At 76.5% G+C, this 24,554-nt stretch carries 24 protein-coding genes and 1 pseudogene; 10 read left to right on the top strand and 15 right to left on the bottom strand.

What is annotated here, in order from left to right; genetic code table 11:
* Positions 1 to 266: 266 nt before the first annotated feature.
* From ptsP to GC089_RS04945, 6 genes and pseudogenes are all read right to left on the bottom strand, one after another.
* A pseudogene (gene ptsP / locus GC089_RS04970) lies at positions 267 to 1,987 on the bottom strand (phosphoenolpyruvate--protein phosphotransferase).
* A complete protein-coding gene (locus GC089_RS04965; protein WP_155376708.1) occupies positions 1,984 to 2,301 on the bottom strand; it encodes an HPr family phosphocarrier protein in 318 nt (105 codons plus the stop codon). Before GC089_RS04965 ends, ptsP begins: the two are co-directional and overlap by 4 nt.
* A 40-nt stretch (positions 2,302 to 2,341) precedes the next feature.
* Positions 2,342 to 3,883: a PTS fructose transporter subunit IIC gene (locus GC089_RS04960; RefSeq protein ID WP_155376707.1), complete on the bottom strand. Its 1,542-nt coding sequence runs from the start codon at positions 3,881 to 3,883 to the stop codon at positions 2,342 to 2,344.
* Positions 3,880 to 4,347 (bottom strand): PTS sugar transporter subunit IIA, encoded by a 468-nt coding sequence (locus GC089_RS04955; RefSeq protein ID WP_155376706.1) that lies wholly within the window; start codon positions 4,345 to 4,347, stop codon positions 3,880 to 3,882. Before GC089_RS04955 ends, GC089_RS04960 begins: the two co-directional genes overlap by 4 nt.
* A 1-nt stretch (position 4,348) precedes the next feature.
* Positions 4,349 to 5,302, bottom strand: a complete 954-nt coding sequence (gene pfkB / locus GC089_RS04950) for a 1-phosphofructokinase (protein WP_155376705.1) — start codon at positions 5,300 to 5,302, stop codon at positions 4,349 to 4,351.
* Positions 5,299 to 6,060 (bottom strand): DeoR/GlpR family DNA-binding transcription regulator, encoded by a 762-nt coding sequence (locus tag GC089_RS04945; RefSeq protein WP_155376704.1) that lies wholly within the window; start codon positions 6,058 to 6,060, stop codon positions 5,299 to 5,301. Before GC089_RS04945 ends, pfkB begins: the two co-directional genes overlap by 4 nt.
* Before the next feature lie 297 nt (positions 6,061 to 6,357).
* Between GC089_RS04945 and GC089_RS04940 the strand changes: the two genes are divergently transcribed.
* The 4 genes from GC089_RS04940 to GC089_RS04925 are packed head-to-tail and all read left to right on the top strand — an operon-like array spanning position 6,358 to position 10,418.
* Positions 6,358 to 7,413 carry an iron-siderophore ABC transporter substrate-binding protein gene (locus GC089_RS04940; RefSeq protein ID WP_155376703.1) on the top strand — a complete coding sequence of 352 codons (1,056 nt, stop codon included), beginning with the start codon at positions 6,358 to 6,360 and terminating at the stop codon, positions 7,411 to 7,413.
* A gap of 16 nt (positions 7,414 to 7,429) precedes the next feature.
* Entirely contained in the window at positions 7,430 to 8,479 is a 1,050-nt protein-coding gene (locus tag GC089_RS04935) for an iron ABC transporter permease (protein ID WP_155376702.1), read from the top strand.
* A complete protein-coding gene (locus GC089_RS04930) occupies positions 8,476 to 9,528 on the top strand; it encodes an iron chelate uptake ABC transporter family permease subunit (protein WP_230685066.1) in 1,053 nt (350 codons plus the stop codon). The genes GC089_RS04935 and GC089_RS04930 overlap by 4 nt, the downstream gene beginning before the upstream one ends.
* The gene (locus tag GC089_RS04925; RefSeq protein WP_304515655.1) at positions 9,525 to 10,418 is read left to right on the top strand and encodes an ABC transporter ATP-binding protein; all 894 of its coding nucleotides are present in this window, start codon (positions 9,525 to 9,527) and stop codon (positions 10,416 to 10,418) included. The genes GC089_RS04930 and GC089_RS04925 overlap by 4 nt, the downstream gene beginning before the upstream one ends.
* 86 nt (positions 10,419 to 10,504) lie before the next feature.
* On the opposite strand, the gene GC089_RS04920 is transcribed toward GC089_RS04925, so the two are convergent.
* The 5 genes from GC089_RS04920 to GC089_RS18855 form a co-directional block, all read right to left on the bottom strand.
* On the bottom strand, positions 10,505 to 11,629 hold the full coding sequence (locus GC089_RS04920; RefSeq protein WP_155376701.1) for a GuaB3 family IMP dehydrogenase-related protein: 1,125 nt from the start codon (positions 11,627 to 11,629) through the stop codon (positions 10,505 to 10,507).
* Between the two features lie 82 nt (positions 11,630 to 11,711).
* The gene (guaB, locus tag GC089_RS04915) at positions 11,712 to 13,232 is read right to left on the bottom strand and encodes an IMP dehydrogenase (protein ID WP_155376700.1); all 1,521 of its coding nucleotides are present in this window, start codon (positions 13,230 to 13,232) and stop codon (positions 11,712 to 11,714) included.
* A gap of 312 nt (positions 13,233 to 13,544) precedes the next feature.
* The gene (locus GC089_RS04910) at positions 13,545 to 14,231 is read right to left on the bottom strand and encodes a response regulator transcription factor (protein ID WP_155376699.1); all 687 of its coding nucleotides are present in this window, start codon (positions 14,229 to 14,231) and stop codon (positions 13,545 to 13,547) included.
* A 180-nt stretch (positions 14,232 to 14,411) separates the two neighbouring features.
* Complete coding sequence (locus GC089_RS18860) at positions 14,412 to 14,861, bottom strand: hypothetical protein (protein WP_230685065.1); 450 nt, start codon at positions 14,859 to 14,861, stop codon at positions 14,412 to 14,414.
* On the bottom strand, positions 14,840 to 15,535 hold the full coding sequence (locus GC089_RS18855) for a MerR family transcriptional regulator (RefSeq protein ID WP_230685064.1): 696 nt from the start codon (positions 15,533 to 15,535) through the stop codon (positions 14,840 to 14,842). Before GC089_RS18855 ends, GC089_RS18860 begins: the two co-directional genes overlap by 22 nt.
* A gap of 363 nt (positions 15,536 to 15,898) precedes the next feature.
* Here GC089_RS18855 and GC089_RS04900 point away from each other — a divergent pair, with 363 nt between their 5' ends.
* Positions 15,899 to 16,195: a WhiB family transcriptional regulator gene (locus tag GC089_RS04900; protein WP_136519591.1), complete on the top strand. Its 297-nt coding sequence runs from the start codon at positions 15,899 to 15,901 to the stop codon at positions 16,193 to 16,195.
* Between the two features lie 220 nt (positions 16,196 to 16,415).
* On the opposite strand, the gene groES is transcribed toward GC089_RS04900, so the two are convergent.
* Positions 16,416 to 16,709 carry a co-chaperone GroES gene (groES, locus tag GC089_RS04895; RefSeq protein WP_155376698.1) on the bottom strand — a complete coding sequence of 98 codons (294 nt, stop codon included), beginning with the start codon at positions 16,707 to 16,709 and terminating at the stop codon, positions 16,416 to 16,418.
* 251 nt (positions 16,710 to 16,960) lie between these two features.
* Between groES and GC089_RS04890 the strand changes: the two genes are divergently transcribed.
* The 4 genes from GC089_RS04890 (at position 16,961) to GC089_RS04875 (ending at position 20,369) form a co-directional block, all read left to right on the top strand.
* Positions 16,961 to 18,151, top strand: coding sequence for a class I SAM-dependent methyltransferase (locus GC089_RS04890; protein WP_155376697.1), 1,191 nt, complete (start codon positions 16,961 to 16,963; stop codon positions 18,149 to 18,151).
* Positions 18,151 to 19,299 carry a glutamate--cysteine ligase gene (locus GC089_RS04885; RefSeq protein WP_155376696.1) on the top strand — a complete coding sequence of 383 codons (1,149 nt, stop codon included), beginning with the start codon at positions 18,151 to 18,153 and terminating at the stop codon, positions 19,297 to 19,299. The genes GC089_RS04890 and GC089_RS04885 overlap by 1 nt, the downstream gene beginning before the upstream one ends.
* Positions 19,300 to 19,395: 96 nt before the next feature.
* A complete protein-coding gene (locus GC089_RS04880; RefSeq protein ID WP_155376695.1) occupies positions 19,396 to 19,833 on the top strand; it encodes a PadR family transcriptional regulator in 438 nt (145 codons plus the stop codon).
* On the top strand, positions 19,830 to 20,369 hold the full coding sequence (locus GC089_RS04875; RefSeq protein ID WP_155376694.1) for a hypothetical protein: 540 nt from the start codon (positions 19,830 to 19,832) through the stop codon (positions 20,367 to 20,369). Before GC089_RS04880 ends, GC089_RS04875 begins: the two co-directional genes overlap by 4 nt.
* Positions 20,370 to 20,379: 10 nt before the next feature.
* Here GC089_RS04875 and GC089_RS04870 read toward each other — a convergent pair whose 3' ends face one another.
* Both GC089_RS04870 and tsaD read right to left on the bottom strand, forming a co-directional pair.
* Positions 20,380 to 21,636 (bottom strand): hypothetical protein, encoded by a 1,257-nt coding sequence (locus tag GC089_RS04870; RefSeq protein ID WP_155376693.1) that lies wholly within the window; start codon positions 21,634 to 21,636, stop codon positions 20,380 to 20,382.
* 102 nt (positions 21,637 to 21,738) lie between these two features.
* Positions 21,739 to 22,779, bottom strand: coding sequence for a tRNA (adenosine(37)-N6)-threonylcarbamoyltransferase complex transferase subunit TsaD (gene tsaD / locus GC089_RS04865; protein WP_155376692.1), 1,041 nt, complete (start codon positions 22,777 to 22,779; stop codon positions 21,739 to 21,741).
* 127 nt (positions 22,780 to 22,906) lie between these two features.
* Here tsaD and GC089_RS04860 point away from each other — a divergent pair, with 127 nt between their 5' ends.
* The gene (locus tag GC089_RS04860; RefSeq protein WP_155376691.1) at positions 22,907 to 23,548 is read left to right on the top strand and encodes a malonic semialdehyde reductase; all 642 of its coding nucleotides are present in this window, start codon (positions 22,907 to 22,909) and stop codon (positions 23,546 to 23,548) included.
* Between the two features lie 38 nt (positions 23,549 to 23,586).
* Here GC089_RS04860 and GC089_RS04855 read toward each other — a convergent pair whose 3' ends face one another.
* A complete protein-coding gene (locus GC089_RS04855; RefSeq protein ID WP_155376690.1) occupies positions 23,587 to 24,498 on the bottom strand; it encodes a sulfurtransferase in 912 nt (303 codons plus the stop codon).
* Positions 24,499 to 24,554 lie beyond the last annotated feature (56 nt).

Genomic DNA, 24,554 nt, shown 5'->3' with positions numbered 1-24,554 from the left:
GCCCGCCCCCGGAACCCGGGGCCGACGAACGGGACGTGGTCCGCACGTGCTGCGCGGCACCGACGAGTCACGTCCCGTTCGGCGTCGGGGAGGTGGCGGCCGGCGACGGCTCGTGCGGTCGTGGGCGCTGCGGCGCGGCCCCGTCCGCCTCCTCGCCTCGCCGATCCTGGTCGAACGCGACCTGGTGCCCTTCACGGGCTGCGCCAGGGATGCACCGGAGCGCGCTCTCGCCGGGTCGCGCGACGCGGGCGGGTCGCGTCGGGACGTCAGAGGCCGAGCGTCGCCCGCACCTCCGGGTCCGCGAGCGCCAGCACCGCCGCCCGCGCGTCCGCCGCCGACCGGGCCGCCCGGGCCGCCGCCGCCATCGCGACGCACTGCTCGCGCGTGTGCCGGCGCACGGCGTACCGGACGGCGGGGAGCGCTCCGGCGGCCATCGACAGGCTCGTGACCCGAGGCCCACGAGGACCAGCGCCATCAGCGGGTCGGACGCGGACTCCCCGCAGACGCCGACCGGCTTGCCGGCCTCGACGCCCGCGGCGGCGGTCGCGGCCACGAGGTCGAGCACCGCGGGCTGCCAGGCGTCGAGCAGGTCGGCGAGCTCGCCGCGCAGGCGGTCGGTGGCCATCGTGTACTGCGCGAGGTCGTTGGTGCCGAGCGAGACGAAGTCGACCTCGGCGAGGACGTCGCGCGCACGCAGCGCGACGGCCGGCACCTCGACCATGACGCCGACCGTGGCGACGCCGGCCGCGCGGGCGGCGGCGGCGAAGTCGCGCGCCTCGTCGGCGGTCGCGATCATCGGCGCCATCACCCAGGGCGTGGTGCCCGTGGCCTCCTGGGCGCGTGCGAGCGCCTCCAGCTGCGTGCGCAGCAGCTCGGGGTGCGGGCGCACCAGCCGGTAGCCGCGCACGCCGAGGGCGGGGTTCTCCTCGTCGGGCTGGGTCGCGAACGCCAGCGGCTTGTCGGCGCCCGCGTCGAGGGTGCGGACGACGACCTTGCGGCCGTCGAGCGCGCGCAGCACCGCCGCGTACGCGTCGGCCTGCTCCTCCACGGTCGGCGCGTGCGTGCGCTCGAGGAAGAGCACCTCGGTGCGGAACAGCCCGACGCCCTCCGCACCGGAGCCGCCGAGCCGCTCGGCGTCGGCGGGCGTGCCGACGTTCGCGAGCAGTGCGACGGCGTGCCCGTCGGCCGTCGCACCCGGCGCGGTGTCCGCCGCGAGCAGGGCGTCCGCGGCGTGCCGCCGGTCGAGCGCGGCCCGCAGCTGCGCGTCCGGGTGCGGGGTGACGGTGCCCGCGGCGGCGTCGACGGCGACCTCGACGCCGTCCTCCAGGTCGGTGGCGCCGGCGACGCGCACGACGCACGGCAGCCCGAGCTGCCCGGCGATGATCGCGGTGTGCCCGGTGGGCCCGCCGAGCTCGGTGACGATGCCCAGCACGTTCGCGAGGTCGAGCGCCGCCGTGTCCGCCGGTGCGAGGTCGCGGGCGACGACGACCGACGGCCGCTCGAGGTGCGGCACGCCGGGGTCCGGCAGGCCCAGCACGCGCGCGACGACGCGGTCGCGCACCGAGCGCAGGTCGGTGACGCGCTCGGCCAGGTACCCGCCGGCCTGCGTGAACATCGCGGCGAACATGTCGACGACGCCGTCGAGCGCCGCGACCGGCGGCTCGCCCGCGTCGACGCGCGCGAGCACCTGCGTGCGCAGCGCGTTGTCGGCGGCCATCTGCGCGGTGGCCGCGAGGACGTCGCGGACCGTGCCGGTCGCGCCTGCGGACTGCGTGCGCAGGCCCTCGGCCACCTCGGCGAACGCACGCTCGACGGCGGCCCGCGTCTGCTCGGGCGTCGCCGGGCGCCCGTCGACGAGCACGGGCGCGTCCGCCGGGACCACGGGGGCCGGCCGCACCTGCGCGACCGGGCCGACCGCACCACGGCGGCCGACGCCGACACCGTGCAGCGCGCCGCCCGCCGGTGCGCCGACGGCCGCCGACGTCACGAGGACGCCCCCGCCGCGGGCGCGCCGGCGTCCTCGGCCCCGGCCTCGGGTGCGTCGAGGTCGGTGGACAGCAGCGCGACGAGCTCGTCGAGGACCCGGTCGGCGTGCGGCCCGTCGGCGTGCAGGACGACCTCCTCGCCGTGCGGCACGCCCAGGGACATGACGAACAGGATGCTGGAGGCGTCGACGGGGGCGCCGCCCCGGCGGGCGATCGTGACGGGCAGGCCGCTCGCCGCGACGGCCTGGGTGAACAGCATCGCGGGGCGGGCGTGCAGCCCGACGCGGGACGCGACGGCGACGGTGCGCTCGGCCATGAGGGCTCCTCGGTGGTGGGGTCGGGCGGGGTTCGGCAGGTCAGGACGCGGCGACGAGGTCGCGGTCGTCGTCGGCGGCGCGGTCGGCCGCGACGAGGGGGTCGCGCTTGGCCGTCTTGAGGACGACCACGAGCAGCGCGGAGACGAGGACGCCGGCGACGACGGCCGCCAGGAAGCCCAGCGGGTTGCCCATGAGCGGGAGCACCCAGACGCCGCCGTGCGGGGCGACCAGGGAGGACCCGAAGGCCATGACGAGCGCACCGGTGACGCTCGACCCGACGAGCGAGGACACGATGACCCGCCACGGGTCGGCGGCGGCGAACGGGATCGCACCCTCGGAGATGAACGACGCCCCGAGCAGCCACGCGGCCTTGCCGTTGTCCTGCTCGGCGTGCGTGAACAGGCGCTTGCGGACCGTCGTGGCCAGCGCGAGCGCGAGCGGGGCGACCATGCCCGCGGCCATCACGGCCGCCATGACCCGGTACTGCACGGCGCCGGTGGTCAGGCCCTCGGTCGCGAGGCCGGTGACGGCGAACGTGTAGGCCACCTTGTTGACCGGTCCGCCGAGGTCGAAGCCCATCATCGCGCCGAGCAGCGCGCCCATGAGCACGAGGTTCGCGCCGGACAGTCCGTTGAGCCAGCTCGTCAGCCCGTCCATGGCGGCGGCGATCGGGCGCCCGACGAGCACGAGCACGACGATCCCGACGACCGCGGACGACAGCAGCGGGATGACGACGACCGGCATGATGCCGCGCACACCCCTCGGGACGTTCCAGCGGCTGATCCACAGCGCCAGGAACCCGGCGAGGAACCCGGTGACGAGACCGCCGAGGAACCCGGCGCCGACCAGCACGGCGGTGGCGCCGCCGACGAAGCCGGGCACGAGGCCGGGCCGGTCGGCGATGCCGTAGGCGATGAACCCCGACAGCACCGGGACGAGGAACCCGAACGCGGCCTGCCCCGTGGCGAGCAGCACCACCGACCAGTCCTGCAGCGACGCGGGGTCGAACGCCGCCACGACCTCGGCGGCGTCGGCACCGGTCACCTCGATCGCGCCCTCGGCACCGCCCCAGGCGACCTGGGCGAGCATGAAGCTGACGGCGATGAGGATGCCGCCCGCGGCGACGAACGGGATGAGGTACGAGACCCCGGTCATCAGCCACTGGCGCACCTTGGTGCCCGCGCCCGCGCCGCTGTCGCGCGCCGGTGCCGGGGCCGGCGCCGTCGCCGCGGCCGTCGCCTCGGCGCCCCCGGCCGGCGTGCCGGCGGCGGGCGCGTGCTCCACCGCGTCGACGGCGGCCGCGATCACGCCGGGCGCGTCGTGCACGGCCTTCTTCACGCCGACGTCGACGAACGGCTTCCCGGCGAACCGCTGCTTGTCCTTCACCTCGAGGTCGGCGGCGTAGATGACGCCGTCGGCGGAGGCGACGAGCGCCGGGTCGAGCGGCGTCGAGCCGGCCGCGCCCTGCGTCTCGACGTGCACCTCGTGCCCGGCGGCTCTGCCGGCCTGCTCGAGGGCCTCGGCGGCCATGTAGGTGTGGGCGATCCCCGTGGGGCACGAGGTCACGGCGACGAGCTTCATGCGGGCACGACCTCTCGGGTCACGATGTCGGCGACGGTCCGCGCGTCCGGCGCCTCGAGCAGCGACGTCCGGAACGACTCGTGCACGAGGCGGCGGGCCAGCGCGGCCAGGATCTGCAGGTGGTCGGCGTCGCCGCTGGCGGGCGCCGCGATGAGGAAGACGAGCCGGGCAGGCCCGTCCGGGGCGCCCCAGTCGACGCCCTGCGCGAGCTTGCCGACGGCGAGGCTCGGCGCGGTCACGTGCTCGGAGCGCGCGTGCGGCAGGCCGACGCCGCCGGGCATGCCGGTGGCCATCTGCGCCTCCCGCGCCGCCACGTCGGCGGCGAAGGCGTCCGCGTCGGTGACCCGGCCCGCGGCGGCGAGCAGGTCCACGAGGGCCCGGGTGACCGCCACGCGGTCGGCCGCGGCGAGGTCGACCGCGACGAGCTCGGGCGTGATCAGGGGGGTGTCGGCCGAGGTGGTCATGTCAGAGCTCCTTGAGTGCCAGGTGCGGGTCGGGGTCGGCCACGACGCGCACCGCGCCGAGGTCGAGGTCCTGCGGGCCGGGCAGCTCGGTGCCGGGCAGGAGGACGGCGGCGCGTCCCCACGCCACCGCGGTGCGCAGCCGGTCGGGCGCGGGCCCCGACGCGGCGAGGAAGCCGGCCAGGGTGGCGTCGCCCGCGCCGACGGTCGACAGCGGCACGAGCGGCGGGCCGCCCGCCCACCACGCGTGCGGGGCGTCGCGGCAGACGAGCAGCGCGCCGTGCGCGCCGAGGCTGACGAGCACGCCGCGCGTGCCCTGCGCGACGACGTCCCGCGCGGCGCCGAGCACGTCGCCGACGGTGACGAGCTCGCGGCCGACGAGCTCGCCGAGCTCGTGCTCGTTCGGCTTCACGAGGGTCAGCCCGCCCGCCCGCACGGCCCGCGCGAGCGGCACGCCGGACGAGTCGAGGACGAGGGGCACGTGGTGGCGGTTGGCGAGCGCGGCGAGGCGGACGAAGAACGCGTCCCCGACGCCCGCGGGCAGCGACCCGGCCGCGACGACCGCCTGCGGACCGGTGGCGAGCTGCGCGTCGACGGCCGCGAGCAGCGCGTCGACCTCGGCCTCCGCCATGCGCGGCCCCGGGGCGTTCACCTTGGTCGTGCTGCCGTCGGCGTCGACGAGCGTGACGTTCGTGCGCGTGTCCCCGGCGACCGGGACGGGGACGGCGGCGACGCCGTGCTCGGCGAGCAGCTCGGTCAGGCGCGTGCCGTCCGGGCCGCCGGTGGGCACGACCGCGAGCGCCGCGACGCCGTGCCGCGCGAGCGCCCGCGCGACGTTGATCCCCTTGCCGCCGGGGTGCACGTGCGTGGTGTGCGCACGGTTGACCTCCCCGACCTCCAGGCGGTCGAGGTCGAGCGCCCGGTCGACGCTCGGGTTGGGGGTGACGGTGACGATCACGCGCGCACCACCCGCGTGCCGGCCTGCTCGATCTCGTCCGCGAGCTCGGGCTCGACGGCCGAGTCGGTGACGAGCGTGTCGACGTCGGCGAGGTCGACGACGCGCGCGAGGTCGACGCGCCCCACCTTCGTGTGGTCGGCGAGGACGACCGTGCGGCGGGCGGCCGCGACGAGCGCGCGCTTGACGGCGGCCTCCCCGAGGTCGGGCGTCGTGACGCCGTGCTCGGCGGTGATGCCGTTGGCGCCCAGGAACGCGACGTCGACGTGGATCTCGGCGAGGTCGCGCAACGCCCACGAGCCGACGGCGGCGAGGGTGCGGCCGCGCACGGTCCCGCCGACGAGGTGCAGCGTCGTGCCGGGGCGCGGCGCGAGCACGGTCGCGACGGGCAGCGCGTGGGTGACGACGGTCAGCTCGCGGTCCGTGGGGAGCAGCTCCGCGAGGCGGACGGTCGTCGTGCCCGCGTCGAGCAGGACGGAGCCGCCGTCGGGCAGCTCGTCGAGGGCCGCCTTGGCGATGCGCTCCTTCTCGCCCGCGAGCATGCCCTCGCGGTCGGCGAGGCCGGGCTCGAAGCCCAGGCGCTCGACGGGGATGGCGCCGCCGTGGACGCGCCGCACGAGGCCGTGCCGCTCGAGCGCGGTGAGGTCCCGGCGGATCGTCTCCGGTGTGACGTCGAGCTCGACCGCCAGGCGCGTGACGTCGACGCGCCCGTCGGCGCGGGCTCTGCTGAGGATCTGCTGGTGGCGCTCCGGTGCGTACACGTGAACTCCGTCGTCCCGAACTCCGTCGTCCCGGCCCGTCCGGGCCTCGTCGTCCCAGCATGCGCCGCCACACCGCGGAACGTCAACAGGTTCGGGCACGTCCGGACTTTTTCGGATGCCCGGATGTGTGGGACCGGACAGAACCGGAGCGGTCGACAGCCGGGGAGGCGGCGGGTCGAGGTGACCCGCGCCACGTACCGGCCGCAGCGCGGCGTACTCTAAGGTGAGCCTTACCTACAACGGCGGGCCTGCCCGCCGCCGGACGGCCCCGTGCCGACTCCCCCTGCGAAGGACACGATGCGCACTGCGCCCCGCCGCCGCGCCCTGCGACCCCTCGTCGCCGGCGCCGCCGCCGCACTCCTGCTCGCCGCCTGCAGCTCCGGCACCGAGGGCGGCACTGTCGATGCCACGCCCACCTCCGCCACCGGCGGGGGCTTCCCGGTCACGCTCGAGAACACCTACGGCGAGACGACCGTCGAGGAGCAGCCCGAGGCCGTCGCCAGCGTCGCGTGGGGCAACCACGACGTGCCGCTCGCGCTGGGGATCGTGCCGGTCGGCATGGCGGCCCAGACGTACGGCGACGACGACGGCGACGGGATCCACCCGTGGACCTACGCCGCGCTCGAGGAGCTCGGCGCCACCGGTGACGAGCTGCCCGTGCTGTTCGACGAGTCCGACGGGATCGACTTCGAGGCCGTCTCCGAGACCGTGCCCGACGTCGTGCTCGCGGCCTACTCCGGCCTGTCGGAGGAGGACTGGACGACGCTGTCGCAGATCGCGCCGACGGTCTCCTTCCCCGAGGTCGCCTGGGGCACCAGCTGGCGCGACATGGCGCTGGTGAACGGGCGCGCCCTCGGCCGCGAGGACGAGGCCCGGGCGGTCGTCGCCGACGTCGAGCAGCAGATCGAGGACGCCCTCGCCGAGCGGCCCGACGTCGCCGGCAAGTCGGTCGCGTACCTCTACGTCGACCCGACGGACCTCTCGTCGATCGGCGTCTACACCAAGATCGACGCCCGCGTGCAGCTCCTCTCGGACCTCGGCATGACCCTGCCCGAGAGCGTGGAGTCGTTCGAGGACGACGGCCTGTTCTACGTCGACCTGTCCGCCGAGCAGGCCGACCAGATCGCCGACGCGGACATGGTCGCGATCTACGGCGACGAGACGCTGCTCCCGACGCTGCAGGCCCACCCGCTGTGGTCGAAGATCCCCGCGATCGCGAACGGCGCCGTCGCGGTCCTGCCCGACAACACCCCGCTGGCGTCGGCCACGTCCGGCCCGACCGTGCTGTCGATCCCGTGGGCGCTCGAGGACTACCTGGACCTCTTCCAGGCGGCCGCCCAGAACGTGCAGTGACGCGGGCGCACCTCCCGTGACCACCACCCCCACGACGACGCCGGCGCCGCCCGCGGTGCGGCGGCCGGCGTCGTCGCGCCGGCGCGTGCTCGGCCTCGTCGTGTGCGTGCTGGCGCTCGTCGTCGTGTGCGTGCTGTCGGTGACGTTCGGCTCGCGCGTGGTCACCTGGTCCGACGTCGTCGCCGGTGTGCTGCACCCCGACCCCGACGACATCGCCCAGGCCGCCGTGGCGTCCCGCGTGCCCCGCACGCTGCTCGGCCTCGTCGTCGGTGCCGCGCTCGGGCTGGCCGGCGCCGTCCTGCAGGGCCTGACCCGCAACCCGCTCGCCGACCCCGGCATCCTCGGCGTCAGCTTCGGCGCCTCGCTGGCCGTCGTCGTCGGCATCGCCTGGTTCGGGCTCTCGACGGTGCTCGGCTACGTCTGGGTCGCGTTCCTCGGCGCCGCGGTGACCATGGCGGTCGTCTACGCGGTCGGCTCCGTCGGGCGCGGGGGCGCGACGCCGCTCAAGCTCGCGCTCGCCGGCGCCGCCGTGACGGCCGCCGTGACGTCGATGATCAGCATGGTCCTGCTCACGCGCACCGACGTGCTCGAGACGTTCCGCTTCTGGCAGGTCGGCTCGCTCGGCCGCGCCGAGACGGGCGCCGTCCTCACCGTCGCGCCGTTCCTCGTCGTCGGCGCCGTGCTCGCCGTGGCGGTCGCGCGCGGGCTCGACGCGCTCGCCCTCGGCGACGACCTCGCCACCGGGCTCGGCCAGCACACGGGCACGGTGCGGGCCCTCGGCGCGCTCGCCGCGGTCCTGCTCTCCGGCGCGGCGGTCGCCGTCGCCGGGCCCATCGCCTTCGTCGGCCTCGTGATGCCGCACCTCGCGCGCGGGTTCACCGGGCCCAGCCACCGCTGGGTGCTCCCCTACTCCGCGGCGTTCGGCGCCGTGCTGCTCGTCGCCGCCGACGTGCTCGGCCGCGTCGTCGCCCGCCCGCAGGAGCTGCAGGTGGGCATCATGACGGCGCTGCTCGGCGCACCGGTGCTCATCGCGATCGTCCGCCGCACCAAGGTGCGCGAGCTGTGAGCGCCGTCGTGGCCCCGCCCGTCCCGGCCGGCGCGGTCGTCGCCCCGGGCCGCCGTCGGCGCGCCCGGCACTGGTGGGCCGTCGTCGGCCTGCTCGCGGCGGTGACGCTCGCGGTCGCCGTGGTCTCGCTCGTCGTCGGCGACCGGGTGTACCCGCTCGGGGACGTGCTGCGCGTGCTCACCGGGCAGGAGGTGCCCGGCGCCTCGTTCACGGTCGGGCGCCTGCGCCTGCCGCGCGTGCTCACCGGCGTCCTGGTGGGCGTCGCCTTCGGGATCGGCGGCGTCGTCTTCCAGACGATGCTGCGCAACCCGCTCGCCAGCCCCGACATCATCGGCGTCACCGCCGGCGCCAGCGCGGCCGCGGTCCTGTCCATCACGTCGATCGGGCTCGTCGGCACCGCGGTGCCGGTCGTCGCCGTCGTCGCGGGCATCGGCGTCGCGACCGCGATCTACCTGCTCGCGTGGCGGCGCGGCGTGCACGGCGCCCGCTTCGTGCTCGTCGGCATCGGCGTCGGCGCCATGCTGCAGTCCGTCGTCCAGTACGCCCTGACGCGCGCGAACGTCTACGACGCCGCCGACGCGATGCGCTGGCTCAGCGGCAGCCTCAACAGCGCCTTCTGGGAGGGCTTCGCGCAGGTCGCGGTGCCCGTGCTGGTGCTCGCGCCGGTCGCGGTGCTGCTCTCGCGGCGCCTGGCGGCCCTGCAGCTCGGCGACGACCTCGCCGCAGGGCTCGGCGTCCGCCCGGACCGGACCCGCCTGGCGCTCATCGTGGTCGCCGTCGCGCTCATCTCGGTGGCGACCGCGTCGACCGGCCCGATCGCCTTCGTCGCGTTCCTCGCGGGCCCCCTCGCGCAGCGTCTCGTGCGCGGCACGGGCTCGCTGGTGGTGCCCGCGGCGCTCGTCGGCGCGCTGCTCGTGCTCGTCGGCGACCTCGTCGGCCAGCACCTGCTCCCCGCCCGTCTGCCCGTCGGCGTCGTCACCGGCGTCGTCGGCGCGCCCTACCTCCTCTGGCTCCTGGCCAGGTCCGACCGCTCGGGAGGCACCCTGTGAGCACCCGTCCCACCCCGCAGGAGCCGGCCGTGCACACCCTCGCCGTCGAGGACGCGACGATCGGGTACGACGACCGCGTCGTCGTGCACGACCTGTCGCTCGTCGTCCCGCCGGGCAGGGTGACGATCGTCGTCGGCGCCAACGCGTGCGGGAAGTCGACGCTGCTGCGCGCCATGGCCCGCCTGCTGCGCACCCGCTCGGGCCGGGTCCTGCTCGACGGCGTCCCCATCACCGACCGTCCCTCGCGCGAGGTCGCCACCGTGCTGGGCCTGCTGCCGCAGACGCCGGTCGCGCCCGAGGGCATCGCCGTCTCCGACCTCGTCGGCCGCGGCCGCTACCCGCACCAGGGCTGGCTGAAGCGCTGGACCGCCGAGGACGACGCGATCGTCGAGGAGGCGCTGCGCGCCACCGACACGCTCGAGCTCGCCGACCGACCCGTCGACGAGCTGTCCGGCGGGCAGCGCCAGCGGGTGTGGATCGCGATGGCCCTCGCGCAGCGCACCGACGTGCTGCTGCTCGACGAGCCGACGACGTTCCTCGACGTCGCGCACCAGGTCGAGGTGCTGGACCTGCTCACCGACCTCAACCGCGAGCGCGGCACCACCGTGGTCATGGTCCTGCACGACCTCAACCTCGCGGCGCGCTACGCCGACCACCTCGTGGCGGTCCGGCAGGGCCGGCTCTACGCCCAGGGCGACCCGGCGGACGTGGTCACCGAGCAGATGGTGCGCGACGTGTTCGGCATGGAGTCGCGCGTCGTGCCCGACCCGGTCGCCGGCTCGCCGCTCGTGCTGCCGCTGGGCCGCCACCACGGGGGCCCGCGTGGCGACGTCGACGACGCGCGGGCCTCCGTGGGCGGCGAGGAGCCACTGACGCAGCGCGTCCCCTGACACCCCCGACGCAGGGACGCGACGAGGGCGGCCACCCGTGCGGGTGGCCGCCCTCGTCGCGTCGGTGCCCGGCGTCCGGGCCGCCGTCAGTGCGGCTGGTAGGGCGAGACGACGACCTCGATGCGCTGCAGCTCCTTGAGGTCGCTGTAGCCGGTGGTCGCCATCGCCCGGCGCAGCGCGCCGATGAGGTTGACCGTGCCGTCGGCCGTCTGGCCGGGGCCGAACAGGATCTGCTCCAGCGTGCCGGCGGTGCCGACGTGCACGCGCTCACCGCGCGGCAGCTGGGGGTGGTGCGCCTCGGGACCCCAGTGGTAGCCCCGCCCGGGCGCCTCCTCGGCGCGCGCGAGGGCCGCACCGAGCATCACGGCGTCCGCACCGCAGGCCATGGCCTTGACGAGGTCGCCCGAGCGCCCGACACCGCCGTCGGCGATGACGTGCACGTACCGGCCGCCGGACTCGTCGAGGTAGTCGCGCCGCGCCGCGGCCACGTCGGCGACGGCGGTGGCCATCGGCGCGTGGATGCCGAGCGAGACGCGCGTGGTGTGCGCCGCTCCCCCGCCGAACCCGACGAGGACGCCCGCGGCGCCCGTGCGCATGAGGTGCAGCGCGGCCGTGTACGTCGACGCGCCGCCGACGATCACGGGGACGTCGAGCTCGTAGATGAACCGCTTGAGGTTGAGCGGCTCGGCCCGGCCGGACACGTGCTCGGCGGAGACGGTGGTGCCACGGATGACGAACAGGTCGACCCCGGCGTCCACGACGGTGCGCCAGTGCTCCTGCGTGCGCTGCGGGCTGAGCGCGCCGGCGACCGTGACGCCCGCGTCGCGCACCTCCTGGATGCGCGCGCGGATCAGCTCGGGCTTGATCCCCTCGGCGTAGATCTCCTGCATGCGGGCCGTCGCACGCTCCGCGTCGAGCGACGCGATCTCCGCGAGCAGCGGCTCGGGGTCCTCGTAGCGCGTCCACAGACCCTCGAGGTCGAGGACGCCGACGCCGCCGGCCTTGCCGAGCGCCACCGCGGTCGCGGGGCTGACCACGGAGTCCATCGGCGCGGCCAGCACCGGCAGGTCGAAGTGGTACGCGTCGATCTGCCAGCCGACCGAGACCTCCTCCGGGTCCCGGGTGCGCCGCGACGGCACGACCGCGATGTCGTCGAAGGAGTAGGCGCGCCGGCCGCGCTTGCCACGTCCGATCTCGATGTCGGTGCTCACCGTGCGAGTTTACCGGCGCGCGCACGCGGCCCGTGCGGCCACCCGCCGGGGCGACGGCACGGGCCGCGTGCGGCGCGACCCCTCAGCGGCCGGTGTAGTTCGGCGCCTCGACGGTCATCTGGATGTCGTGCGGGTGGGACTCCTTGAGGCCCGCCGGCGTGATCCGGATGAACTTCCCGCGCTGCTGCAGCTCCGGCACGGTGTGCGCGCCGACGTAGAACATCGACTGGTGCAGGCCGCCCACGAGCTGGTGCGCGACCGCGGACAGCGGGCCGCGGTAGGGCACCTGACCCTCGATGCCCTCGGGCACGATCTTCTCGTCCGTCGCGACGTCCGCCTGGAAGTAGCGGTCCTTGGAGTACGACACCCGCCCGCGGGAGGCCATCGCGCCCAGCGAGCCCATCCCCCGGTAGTGCTTGTACTGCTTGCCGTTGACGAAGACGAGGTCGCCGGGCGACTCGTCGCAGCCCGCGAGCAGCGAGCCGAGCATCACCGTGTCCGCACCGGCGACGAGCGCCTTCGCGATGTCACCCGAGTACTGCAGGCCGCCGTCGCCGATGACCGGCACGCCGGCCGGCTTGCAGGCCTGCGCCGCGTCGTGGATGGCGGTGACCTGCGGGACGCCGACGCCGGCGACGACGCGCGTCGTGCAGATCGACCCCGGGCCCACGCCGACCTTCACCGCGTCCGCGCCCGCGTCCACGAGCGCCTGCGCGCCCTCACGCGTCGCGACGTTGCCGCCGATGACCTGCACGTGCGCCGTCGCGGGGTCGGCCTTCAGGCGCCGCACCATGTCGAGCATGAGCCGGGCGTGGCCGTTCGCGGTGTCGACGACGAGCACGTCGACGCCCGCCTCGACGAGGGCGGTCGCCCGCTCCCAGGCGTCGCCGAAGAACCCGATCGCGGCGCCCACGACGAGACGGCCGTCGGCGTCCTTCGTCGCGTGCGGGTACTGCTCGGACTTCACGAAGTCCTTGACCGTGATGAGGCCGGCGAGCTTGCCGGCCGCGTCCACCAGCGGCAGCTTCTCCACCTTGTGCTTCGCGAGCAGCGCGGCCGCGTCCTGGCGGGCGATGCCCACCGGCGCGGTGACGAGCGGCATCGACGTCATGACGTCGCGCACCCGCCGGGTCTCGAACTCGCCGGGCGGCACGAAGCGCAGGTCGCGGTTGGTGATGATGCCGACGAGGCGCTCGTCGGCGTCCACGACGGGCAGTCCCGAGACGCGGTAGGTGCCGCACAGGCGGTCGAGCTCGGCCAGCGTCGCGTCCGGCGAGATCGTCACCGGGTCGCTCACCATGCCGGACTCGCTGCGCTTGACGCGGTCCACGTGGTGGGCCTGGTCGGCGATGGAGAGGTTGCGGTGCACGATGCCCACGCCGCCCTGGCGGGCCATGGCGATGGCCATGCGCGCCTCGGTCACGGTGTCCATCGCCGCGGAGAGCAGCGGCACGCGGACCGAGATCTCGCGCGTGAGCCGCGAGGTCGTGTCGACCTCGCTGGGGATCACGTCCGTCTCCCCGGGGAGGAGGAGGACGTCGTCGTAGGTGAGGCCGATACGGGCGAACGGGTCGGCCGGGGCGCCGGGTGCCAGCTCCGTCATCTCCCCAGGATACGACCCCCGGGGACCCCGTCCGCGCCGCCGGGAGGGGTCCGGGGGACCGTACCGAGGCGTGGACGCCCGGTCGCCCGCACGGTCCTGCAAGCAGCCGTGGTCCGGCGCGAGCGGCAGCAGGTCGCCACCGACCCGGTCGACGAGCGTGCGGTTCCCGCGGGCCTCGACGGGTCACGGGGAGAAGCGGTCCGGCTCGATCGGCACCGTCGCGCCGACGTCCTGCCACCGCCACGCGGAGGCCCCGAGCACCGGGCGAACGGCAGCCGTGCAGCCGCCCCGCGGCGGTCGGCCGCCCCGGGGTCAGTCGATGATGCCCCGGCGCAGGCCGATGGCCACCGCCTGGGCACGGTCCGCCGCGCCGAGCTTGCGGAACAGCCGGCGCGCGTGCGTCTTCACCGTGTCCTCGGACAGGAACAGCTCCTGGCCGATCTGGGCGTTGGAGCGCCCGTGGCTCATGCCCACGAGCACCTCGATCTCACGCTTGGTGAGCACCGGGGTGCCGTCGGCCGGTCGGGCACCGACGGGCGCCTCGACGCGCGACGGCGCGGCCTCCTGCAGCGACGGCACGGCGTGCGGGCCGGCGGGCGCCGCGGGCGCCGGGGCACCGGCGGCGGACGCCGCGGGGCTCGCCTGCACGTGCGCGGCGACGGCGGCCAGCTCGGCGCGGCCGACGTCCGGCGCGAGGAACCCCCGCGCCCCGAGCGCGAGCGCCCGGTCGAGCGCCTCGCCGTCCTCGGGCCCCGCGAGCAGCACGACGGCCGCTGCCGGCGCGACGGCCCGCAGGCGACGGATCGCCTCCGCCGGTCCCGCACCGGGCAGGTGCGCGTCGAGCAGCACGACGGTGGGCGCGATGCGCCGCGCGAGCGCGACGAGCTCGTCCGCCGTGGCGGCCGCCCGCACCGGTGCGAGCGACGGCACCCCGATCGACGTCACGACGAGCCGTTCCCGGACGGCCGCCGAGCCGTGGCACACCACGACGCCTGCCATGTGATCCTCCTCGCGCGCGCCGGTCACCCTCATGGCCGCATCGGCGTCAACGGTGCGTCACGTTAGCCCTGGTGGACGACGGCGGGCGCGTCGCGACACCCATTCCTCCCGCTTGGGAGGCCCCGTCCGGCTCGTGATCACGCGTTCGGGTGCGTCGACGTTACTGGACAGTCGCCCCGGTCACAGGGAGGACGACTCCCCGACCGCCGCGAGCGCCTCGTGCAGGAGGCCGACGAACGTGCGCGCGCGGTGCACCGACCGGTCGAGCGGCACCCGCTCGGCGGCGCCGTCCCGGACCATCACGTACTGCGGCAGGTCCGGACGCTCCTGCGCCAGGCGTGCGACGACGGACAGGTCCGGCGTCGCACGCTCGAACACCGTGACGACCGCCCGCGCCCGGGTCATGACCGCCAGCTCGCCCGCGTGCCGGGTCGACACCGGTCCCCCGACGAGCCGCGCGTCGACCCCGCCGCCCACGAGGGCGGCGGCGAGCGCGTGCACCACGAGCGGGCGGGCCTCGCCCGGGGCCGGCAGCAGCAGCACCACGGGCGCACCCGGTGCCGGGTCCTGCGCCGTGTGCGCCCGCAGCGCCCCCAGCGCCGCCGCGGTCAGCGTCGCCTGCGCGTCCACCCCGGGGCGCTCGACGACGGTCCGCTGCGCGAGGGCGCGCAGCGCGGGCTCGACGAGGCCGGTCCACCAGCCGGAGACCCCTCGGGCGCGCCGACCGTCAGGAGACCGGCGCAGCGGTCCGACCGGCCCGCGAGGGCCGCGTCCACGAGCGCGACGACGGCCGCCGCGGTGCTCGGCGTGGTGCCCGTGCGGGGCTCGACCGGCGCGCGCGGCGCGGTCTCCTGCGGCGACGGCGTGGCGTCGGGGTGCTGCTCGGCGGGGACGGGCGGCGCGACCTCGCCGGCGGGCAGCCGCGACGTGAGGTCGGTGCTGGTCTGCGCGGAGCGCGGGCCCTCGGCGGCCGAGGCGAGCGCGAGGCGTGCCGCCTCCGCCGGGGCCACGCCCTCGAGCGTCAGGCGCCGCATGACGAGCAGGCGCTCCAGGTCGTGCCCCGAGTACCGGCGGTGCGCACCGGCCGAGTGCTCCGAGGGCCCGAGGCCGTAGCGGCGGTCCCACGTGCGCAGCGTGGCGGGCGCGACGCCGAGCCGGCGCGCCACGGCGGCGACGGTCAGCGGGGCCGAGCCCGGCAGCGGGCCGGCGTCCACGTCCGGTGCCGCCCCGAGCCCGTCCGCCGTCCGGGGGTGGGTGCCCGGGGACGCCGGTGCCGCCGTGGGCGGGTCCTCCGGCTCGGTCATGGCGCGATTCTGCCAGCCGGCGGCCCCCAGGACGCCCCCGCTCCCCCGATCGCGTCACCCCCGCCCGTGCGCCGGCCCGAATCGCGCCAGAACCGCGCCAGCGAGCATGCGGCGCTGACGCGAGGGTGTCTGCCGTGCTCACCAGGACGGACGTCATGGTCACGGTCCCACGGGCCTCCTGACCGTCCGTCCAGATCGTTGCAGGCGATCGATTCAGAAGAGGGTCTTGAACAACTTCTGGCGCGGTTGTACGGTTGCGGCACATCGCAGGAACGCGCCACGGGGACCACGGTCCCGAGGCGCGGCCCCCGCAGCTTCCGTCCGGGTGTCACCCGCCGGACGACGTCGTACGAGGAGGAGCACATGGCCGAGATCTCGCGTCTGCCCGGACCGGTGATGGACCTGTGGGAGTGGCAGTTCGAGGGAGCCTGCCGCGACGCCGACCAGGACCTCTTCTTCCACCCGGAGGGCGAGCGCGGCTCGGCCCGTCGCCGTCGTGCGGAGGCCGCCAAGGCCATCTGCGCCACGTGCCCCGTGATCAACGAGTGCCGCGAGCAGTCGCTCGCCGTGCGCGAGCCCTACGGCGTGTGGGGCGGCCTGTCCGAGGACGAGCGTGCCGCCGTCCTGGCCGAGCGCGCCGGCCGCCGCGTCACCGCCTGACCCCGAGCCCGACCGCCCCGGAGCGGGGGCCGCTCGACGACGAGCGGCGCCAGCTCCGGGGCGGTCGTGCGTCCGCTCCCGGTCGCGCGTCCCGTGGGGGGACGAGCCGGCCGGGCGCGGGCACGGACCGGCGCACCCGCCCCGCACGCACGAGAGCCCCCTCCCGACCGGGAGGGGCTCTCGTGGTCACCGGGCTGCGCCCGGCCGGTGCGTCGCTGCGTCAGGCGACGACCGCGAGCACGTCGCGCGCGGAGAGGATGAGGTACTCCTCGCCGGCGTACTTCACCTCGGTGCCGCCGTACTTGGAGTAGATGACCTTGTCGCCGACCGCGACGTCGAGCGGGACGCGGTTGCCCTTGTCGTCGATGCGGCCCGGGCCCACCGCGAGGACCTCGCCCTCCTGCGGCTTCTCCTTGGCGCTGTCCGGGATCACGAGACCCGACGCCGTGGTCGTCTCGGCCTCGAGGGCCTTGACGACGATGCGGTCCTCGAGCGGCTTGATGGAGACCGACACAGCGGACCTCCCCTTCGCATGAGTTGTTCTTCAGCGGAAAATGTCTGCGCCGCACCGTCGGGCCGCCGTCGTCGCGGGTGCCGGGACCACTGGCGCGGTTGGCACACTCACCAGGAGAGTGCCAGTTCCTCACTCTAGGAACGCGTTAGCACTCGGTCAACCGGAGTGCCAGCGCGTCGCGTGCGCCGGGCGCGCGCCGCACCCCGGCCGCGACGACGCCCCAGGACCGTGGGCGTGGCAGGCTGGGCGCCGTGGACCACGCCGGGCTGGCCAAGCTGCTGCACCCCGAGGGGTGGGCGCTGCTGCAGGCGCTGCCGCCCTACGACGAGCGCCTGGCGCTGCCGCTCGCCGAACGGCTCCAGCGCGAGGGGCTCGACCCCGGTCTCGTCGCGGCCGCGCTCACGCAGTCTCGCCTGCGCGCGAAGGCACGGACCAAGCTCGGCGACTTCGCCGACGGCATGCTGTTCACGCCCGCCGGGCTCGAGCAGGCCACGCGCCTCGAGGTCGCGGCGCACCACGCCCGGCGGTTCCGTGACGCGGGCTGCACCCACGTCGCAGACCTGACCTGCGGTCTGGGCGCCGACGCGCTGGCGCTGGCCGGGGTGGGCCTGCGGGTCCTCGCGACGGACGTCGACGAGACCACGGCCGCGCTCGCCACCGTGAACCTGCGGGCCTTCCCCGAGGTCGAGGTCCGGCACGGCGACGGCCTCGCGCTCGACCTCGCGGCGGAGGGCGTCGACGGGGTCTGGGCGGACCCGGCGCGCCGCACCGGGACCGGCCGGCGCGTGTTCGACCCGCAGGCGTACGCCCCGCCCCTCGACGCGGTGCTCGCGGCACGCGCGAGCGTCCCCGCGCTCGGCCTCAAGCTCGGCCCCGGCATCGCGCACCGCGACCTGCCCGTCGACGCGGAGGCGCAGTGGGTCTCGGTCGACGGCGACGTCGTCGAGGTCGGCCTGTGGTTCGGTCCGCTGGCCCCTGACGGCCCGGGGCGGACCGCGCTCGTGCTGCGGGGCGGGCACGCGCACACGCTGCGCGCCGACCCCGACGGCGAGGACGCCGCTCCCCCGGTCGGCCCGGTCGGCGCCTACCTGTACGAGCCCGACGGCGCGGTCATCCGCGCCGGGCTGGTCGGCACGGTCGCCCAGCGCGTGCGCGGTCGGCTCGTGGACCCCACCATCGCCTACGTGACCGCCGACGCCCTCACCCCGGACCCGCTGGCCACCGCCTACCGGGTGCTCGACGACCTGCCGTTCGGGCTCAAGCGGCTGCGCACGTACCTGCGCGAGCGCGACGTCGGACGGCTCACCATCAAGAAGCGGGGCACGGCCGTCGTGCCCGAGACGCTGCGGCGCCAGCTGGACCTGCGCGGCGGCGCCGAGGGGACGGTGGTGCTGACGCGTGTCGCGGGGCAGCAGCGCGTCCTCGTGGTGGAGCCGGTCTGATGGCCGCGCCCGTCCCGCTGCCGTTCGCACGGTCGGAGCGCTCGACGGTCGGCATCGAGTGGGAGGTCGCGCTCGTCGACGTCGACTCGGGCGACCTGCGGCAGGCGGCGGAGGCGATCTTCGACGCCGTGCGCCCGGCGGACGGGACCGACCACCCGCACATCACGTCCGAGCTGCTGCTCAACACCGTCGAGATCTCCTCGGGCAAGTGCACCACCGTCGGCGAGGCCGGCGAGGACCTGCGCCGGGCGCTCGACGAGGTGCGCGCCGCCGCCGAGCCGCTGCGCATCGAGGTCATGGGCGGGGGCACGCACCCGTTCGCGAACTGGGCGACGCAGCGCGTCACCGACAAGGAGCGGTACGCCACCCTCATCGACCGCACGCAGTGGTGGGGTCGCCAGATGCTCATCTACGGCGTGCACGTGCACGTGGGCGTCGAGGACCGGGACAAGGTGCTGCCGCTGCAGCGCGCCATGCTCACCGTGCTGCCGCACATCCAGTCGCTGTCCGCGTCGTCGCCCTTCTGGGCGGGCAAGGACACGGGGTACGCCTCGAACCGGGCGCTGCTGTTCCAGCAGCTGCCCACCGCGGGGCTCCCGCCGCAGCTGCACGCCTGGTCCGAGCTGGAGCAGTACGTGGGCGACATGATGCACACCGGCGTGATCGACCAGGTCGACGAGGTGCGCTGGGACGTGCGCCCCTCCCCGCGGTTCGGCACGCTCGAGATGCGCATCGCCGACGGCGCGACGAACCTGCTCGAGGTCACCGCGATCTCCGCGCTGACGCACTGCCTCGTCGAGCACTTCTCGTCGCTGCTCGACGCCGGCGGGCCCGTGCCGACGATGCCGCCGTGGTTCGTGCAGGAGAACAAGTGGCGCTCGGCGCGCTACGGCATGGACGCGATCGTCATCACGGACGCGGACGGCGACGAGGAGCTCGTCACGGACTCGGTCGGCCGGTGGCTCACGACGCTCGCCCCGGTCGCGGAGCGGCTCGGCTGCACCGAGGAGCTCGAGCAGGTGCGCGTGATCCTGCGCCGCGGGGCGTCGTACCAGCGGCAGCGCGCGGTCGCGCGGCGGCACGCGGGCGAGCTGGAGCCTGTGGTGCGCGCGCTGCTCGCGGAGATGCGGGCGGGGCGCCCCCTCTGACGTCGTCGTGGCCTCCCGCGGGGTCGGCTCGTCTTCGCGGACCGCGTCGTGACCTGGTACTTGGCGACACCTACTAGCAGGCGATACCGTGCAGTCGTGGCCGACGCGCGGGACCCCCAGCTCCTCAAGGGCGTGCTGCCGATGCTCGTCCTCGCCGCCCTGGCGCACGAGGAGGCGTACGGGTACGCGCTCGTCGTCCGCCTGCGTGAGGCCGGGCTCGACGAGCTGTCCACCGGGACGCTGTACCCCGTCCTGAGCAGGCTGGAGCGCGAGGGGCTCGTCACGTCGCGCCTCGTCCCGTCCGCCAGCGGCCCGGCGCGCAAGTACCACCGGCTCAGCGCTCCCGGCGCCCTCGCCCTCGCCGAGCGGCGGGACGCGTGGCGCGACCTCGTCCGCACCAGCGAGGGCCTGCTGGCCCGCGTCCCCGGTCCGGACACGTACCCGTACGTCCCGGACCGCAGCGGCCCGCCCGGTGGCCCCGACGACCCCGGCACCGCCCTCGCACCCGTTCCCGCCCCCGGAGGACCCCGATGACCACGACCACCGTGCCCGTGCGTCCGCCGCTCGCGGACCGGCTGCGCCTGCGCCTGTGGGAGCTGCGGTTCGCCGCCGCCATGGAGGACTACCCGCGGCGCGAGGGCCGGCAGATCCGGGCCGACCTGCGTGTGGCGCTGCGCGACGACGCGGCCCGCGTCGGGACCCGCGCCGCCCTGCGCGAGGTCGGGCCGCCGCGCCGTCTCGCCGCCCGCTACTTCGCCGAGCTCGACCGGCCCCGGCCGCGGTGGAGCACCGGCGCCCTCGTGGGCACCCTGCTCGGCGTCGGGCTGCCGCTCTACCTCGCCCTGGCGTGGTCCTTCGGCGCCCTCGACGCGCTCGAGGCGGTCGGCGGCGGCACGGCCGAGCTGACGTGGCTCGGCTCGCCGGTCACGGCCACGTCGACGGACGGGTCCGTGGTGCTCGCGTGGACCGTCGGGTGGCAGGCGGTCGCCGTCGCCGCCGTGCTGGCCGCCGTGGGGTTCGTGCTCGGCGCCCGGGTGTGGCGCCTGTGGGCCGGCGGCCCGGCCGCCTGACCGCGCCGTCTCAGGCCACGCCGTCCCGCCACTCCCACGAGGCCAGCACCGCGTCCAGGGCCGGGCGCACCTGCGCCTCCTCACCGGGCGCGTGCGTGAGCAGCCAGGCCCAGGTCCTGTCCCCCCGGTCGAGCCGGACCTCGCCCCGCACGCGCCCGGGGCCCACGCGGAACGCCCGGGCCCACGCCGGCCCCGCCGCCGTCCGCACGGGCAGCGACTCGCGCAGGGGCACGACGTCCGGCCCGAACGGCAGCACGGGCGGCGAGTCGAGGTGCGCGCGCGCCGCCCGTCCCCCGTCGGACGCGCCCGGCGCCGAGGTCACCGTGAGGGACGCGGTCGGGGTCAGCCGCACGTAGGCGGCCGTCCACGTGCCGTCGGGCGCCGGGACGTCCCACGCGGTCGGCGGCGCCGCGCACCGGCAGCGGGCGACCGGACGGCCGTCGTGGCCGTGCACGGTGAGCACGCCGGGCGTCGCGGCGAGGTCCGCGGGGAGGTCGACGTGGGCGTGCGTGGCCCGGCGACCCGGGGCGTCCGGCAGCCACTGCCAGGTGCGCAGGACCGCGTCGGCGAGGCCGTCGACGTCGCTCTGGCCGGCGCGCCGCAGCACCCCCACGACGAACGCCCAGCCGTCGCGGTCGACGTGCGTGTCCGTCACGACCGCGTCGCCGACGGCGTACGTCACCCGCCACGCGGGCGCCCCGTCCGGCCCTGCGACGCGCTCCACGCCGGTGAGGTGCCGCACGTCCGGCGAGGCGAGCGCCCGGTGCGCGCCCGGCCGGTCGCTCGCCACCTCGAGCGGACCGGCCACGGACGCCCGCCCCACCCGGCCGAGGCACACGACCAGCAGCGCACGTCCCGGCCCGAGCGGTACGACGGCGTCCTGCCGGGAGCCGTCCTGCGACAGCGTGCCGCCGCGGGGGTCGGCCGGGCCGGGTGCGAGGAACCGCTCGCCGGGACGCCCGTCGCCGAGCGGCGGGACCTCGACCCGTGTCGTGGGGACCGACGGGTCGGTGCCGGGCGGGAGCGGCGCGAACGGGCCACCCCGCGCGGCCGCGCGCACGTCGCGGCGGAACTGGGCGCGGCGCTCCCGCGGGTGCCGCCGGGCGAGCCGGTGGAGCAGCCACTCGCCCAGGAGCCGGTCACGCAGCGACGGGACGAGGAGCAGGACGAGCGCCGCCACGACGACGGTGACGAGCAGCGCGAGGCGCACCTCCCGCAGGAGGGCCGGTGCCGCGACGACGAGGGGCTGCGAGGCGCTGACGGGCACCCCGGGAGAGTCGGCAGCCCGCGGCGCGACCTGAAGCGGGTCGACGTCGCCCGTCCGCGGTGCGCGCACCCCGGGCTGCGGGGCGCCGGTCCGGGTCGGTCCTCAGACGAGGACCTGCGTGAGCGGCATCGTCGAGTCGACCGGCAGGTCGAGCGGTGAGGCCGGCATGCCGCGCCGGACCACGGCCGACCCGAGCGCGGCGATCATCGCGCCGTTGTCGGTGCAGTAGCGGATGGGCGGGATGCGCAGGGTGATGCCCGCCTCGGCGCAGCGCCGCGCCGCCATGTCGCGCAGCTGGGAGTTCGCGGAGAAGCCGCCGCCGATGACGAGCGTGTCGACGCCCTCGCGGCGGCAGGCCGCGATGGTCTTGGCCGTGAGGACGTCCGCGACGGCCGCGGCGAACGACGCGGCGACGTCCGGGAGCGGCACCTGCTCGCCCGCGTCCTGGCGCGCCTCGACCCACCGCGCGACCGCGGTCTTGAGGCCCGAGAACGAGAAGTCCGTGGCGTGCCTGGCCTGGTCCTTCGGCGCCGTGAGCCCGCGTGGGAACCGGATCGCCTCCGGGTCGCCCTCACGGGCGAGCCGGTCGATGTGCGGGCCGCCCGGGTACGGCAGGCCGAGCAGGCGGCCGACCTTGTCGAACGCCTCGCCGGCGGCGTCGTCGAGCGTGGAGCCGAGCTCGGTGACGTGCACGGTGTCGTCGACGCGCAGCAGGGACGAGTGCCCGCCCGACACCACGAGGGCGAGGACCCGCTCCGGGAACGGGCCGTCGACGAGCTCGTCGACCACCGCGTGCCCGATGACGTGGTTCACGCCGTAGAGCGGCCTGCCGAGGCCCACGGCGAGCGCCTTGGCCGCGGCCGCCCCGATCGTGAGAGGTCCGACGAGGCCGGGGCCGGCCGTGACGGCGACGGCGTCCACGTCGGCGAGCGTCACGCCCGCGGTGGTCAGCGCCCGCTCGATCGTCGGCACCATGGCCTCGAGGTGGGCGCGGGAGGCGATCTCCGGGATGATGCCGCCGAACCGCGCGTGCTCGTCGACCGAGCTCGCGACGGCGTCGACCAGCAGGTCGTGACCGCGGACCAGGGCGACGCCGGTCTCGTCGCAGGAGGTCTCGATCCCGAGGACGAGGGGCTCGCTCACGGCGTCCAGGATAGGCGCCGTGCGCGGTACCGCCGGACCGGAGGGCGCACGCCCGGCGCGCCGGGCGCGTGACCAGCCTCACGGTGGCGGCGGGATCAGCCCCGCGAGGGCGGTTGTTGAAAACTGCATGACCAGCACCGACCTGCTCGACGACCTCGCCGACCTCGACCCCGACCGCGCCGGCGTCGACGACCACGTCGCCGACCTGCTGTTCCGCGACGCCCGCAGCGTCGCGCGCTTCCTCGACCGCGAGGTCCCCGAGGACCTCGTGCGCCGGGTCCACGACGTCGTGCGCTGGGGGCCCACCGCGCTGAACACGGTGCCGCTGCGCCTGCTGCTCGTCCGCTCCCCCGAGGCGCGCACCCGCCTCGCCGCGCACATGGCCGAGGGCAACCGCGAGCGCGTCCTCGCCGCACCGCTGACGCTCGTCGTCGCCGCCGACCCCGGCTTCCACCGGCACATGGGCCGCCTGACGCCGCACGCCCCCCAGCTCGCCGACGTGTTCGCCGCCGACGCCGAGGGCGCCGAGCGCACGGCACGCGAGAACGCGTGGCTGCAGGCGGGCTACCTCGTCGTCGGGCTGCGCGCCGCGGGTCTCGGCGTCGGCCCGATGGGCGGCTTCGACAAGGCGGGCGTCGACGACGACCTGCTCGCGGGCACCGGCTGGCGCAGCCTCATGGTCGTCAACGTCGGCTGGCCCGACGGCGAGGGCACCCACCACGCGCGCGCCCCGCGCCTGGAGTGGGACGAGGTCGCCCGCACCGTCTGACCCGACCCGACCCACCCGGCCGGTGGCCACGGCGCCCCTCAGCGCCCCGTGGCCACCGGCCGGTCCGCGTCGTGCGCCCACTGCGACCACGACCCCGGGTACAGCGCCGCCTCGACGCCGAGGGTCGCGAGCGCGGCCACCTCGTGCGCGGCGGTGACCCCGGACCCGCAGTAGACCGCGACCGCGCGGTCGCGCCCGGCACCGGAGCGGCCGGGCACCGGGACGCCGACGGCCGCGAAGCGCGCCGCGAGGGCGTCCGCGGGCAGGAAGCGCCCGTCGGCGTCGAGGTTCCCCGCCGTCGGCGCGCTCACCGCACCGGGCACGTGGCCCGCCCGCGGGTCGACCGGCTCGACCTCCCCCGCGTACCGCTCGGCGGCCCGCGCGTCGAGCAGCACACCGTCGTCGGCCAGCGCGGCCGCACCGTCCGCGTCGACGGTGGGCAGCGCGCCGCCCGCCAGCACGACGTCGCCGGGCTCGGGCAGCACGTCCCCCGCCTCGACGCCGTGCCCCGCCGCCGTCCACGCGGGCAGCCCGCCGTCCAGGATCCGCACGTCGCGCACCCCCGCCCAGCGCAGCAGCCACCACGCGCGCGCGGCCGACGTGCCGCCGACGGCGTCGTACACCACCACCGACTGCCCCTCGCGCAGCCCCCAGCGCCGGGCCGCCTGCTCGAGGTCGGCGAGCGCCGGCAGCGGGTGGCGCCCCAGGGCCGGCGACGGCGGCGCGGCGAGCTCGGTGTCGAGGTCGACGTAGACCGCGCCGGGCACGTGGGCCGCCAGGTGCTGCTCGCGGCCGTCGGTGCGGCCCAGCGCCCACCGCACGTCGAGCACGACCGGCGGGTCGTCGTCGGCGAGGAGCGCGGCGAGCTCGCCGGCGTCGACGAGGACGGCGCGGCGCAGCGCCGCCGGGTCCGCCGGGGGCGGCGCGGGCTTCGTCGGGGCGTCGGTCATCACGTCCTCCTCGTCGGTCGCCGAGCCCGGTCGCCGAGCCCGGTCGTCGAGCCGGT

Source organism: Cellulomonas sp. JZ18, from assembly GCF_009720485.1.
In the GTDB taxonomy this organism is placed as follows: Bacteria; Actinomycetota; Actinomycetes; order Actinomycetales; family Cellulomonadaceae; genus Cellulomonas.
The sequence above is the reverse complement of the archived record's forward strand: the minus strand, read 5'-3'. Positions and strand labels throughout refer to the sequence as shown.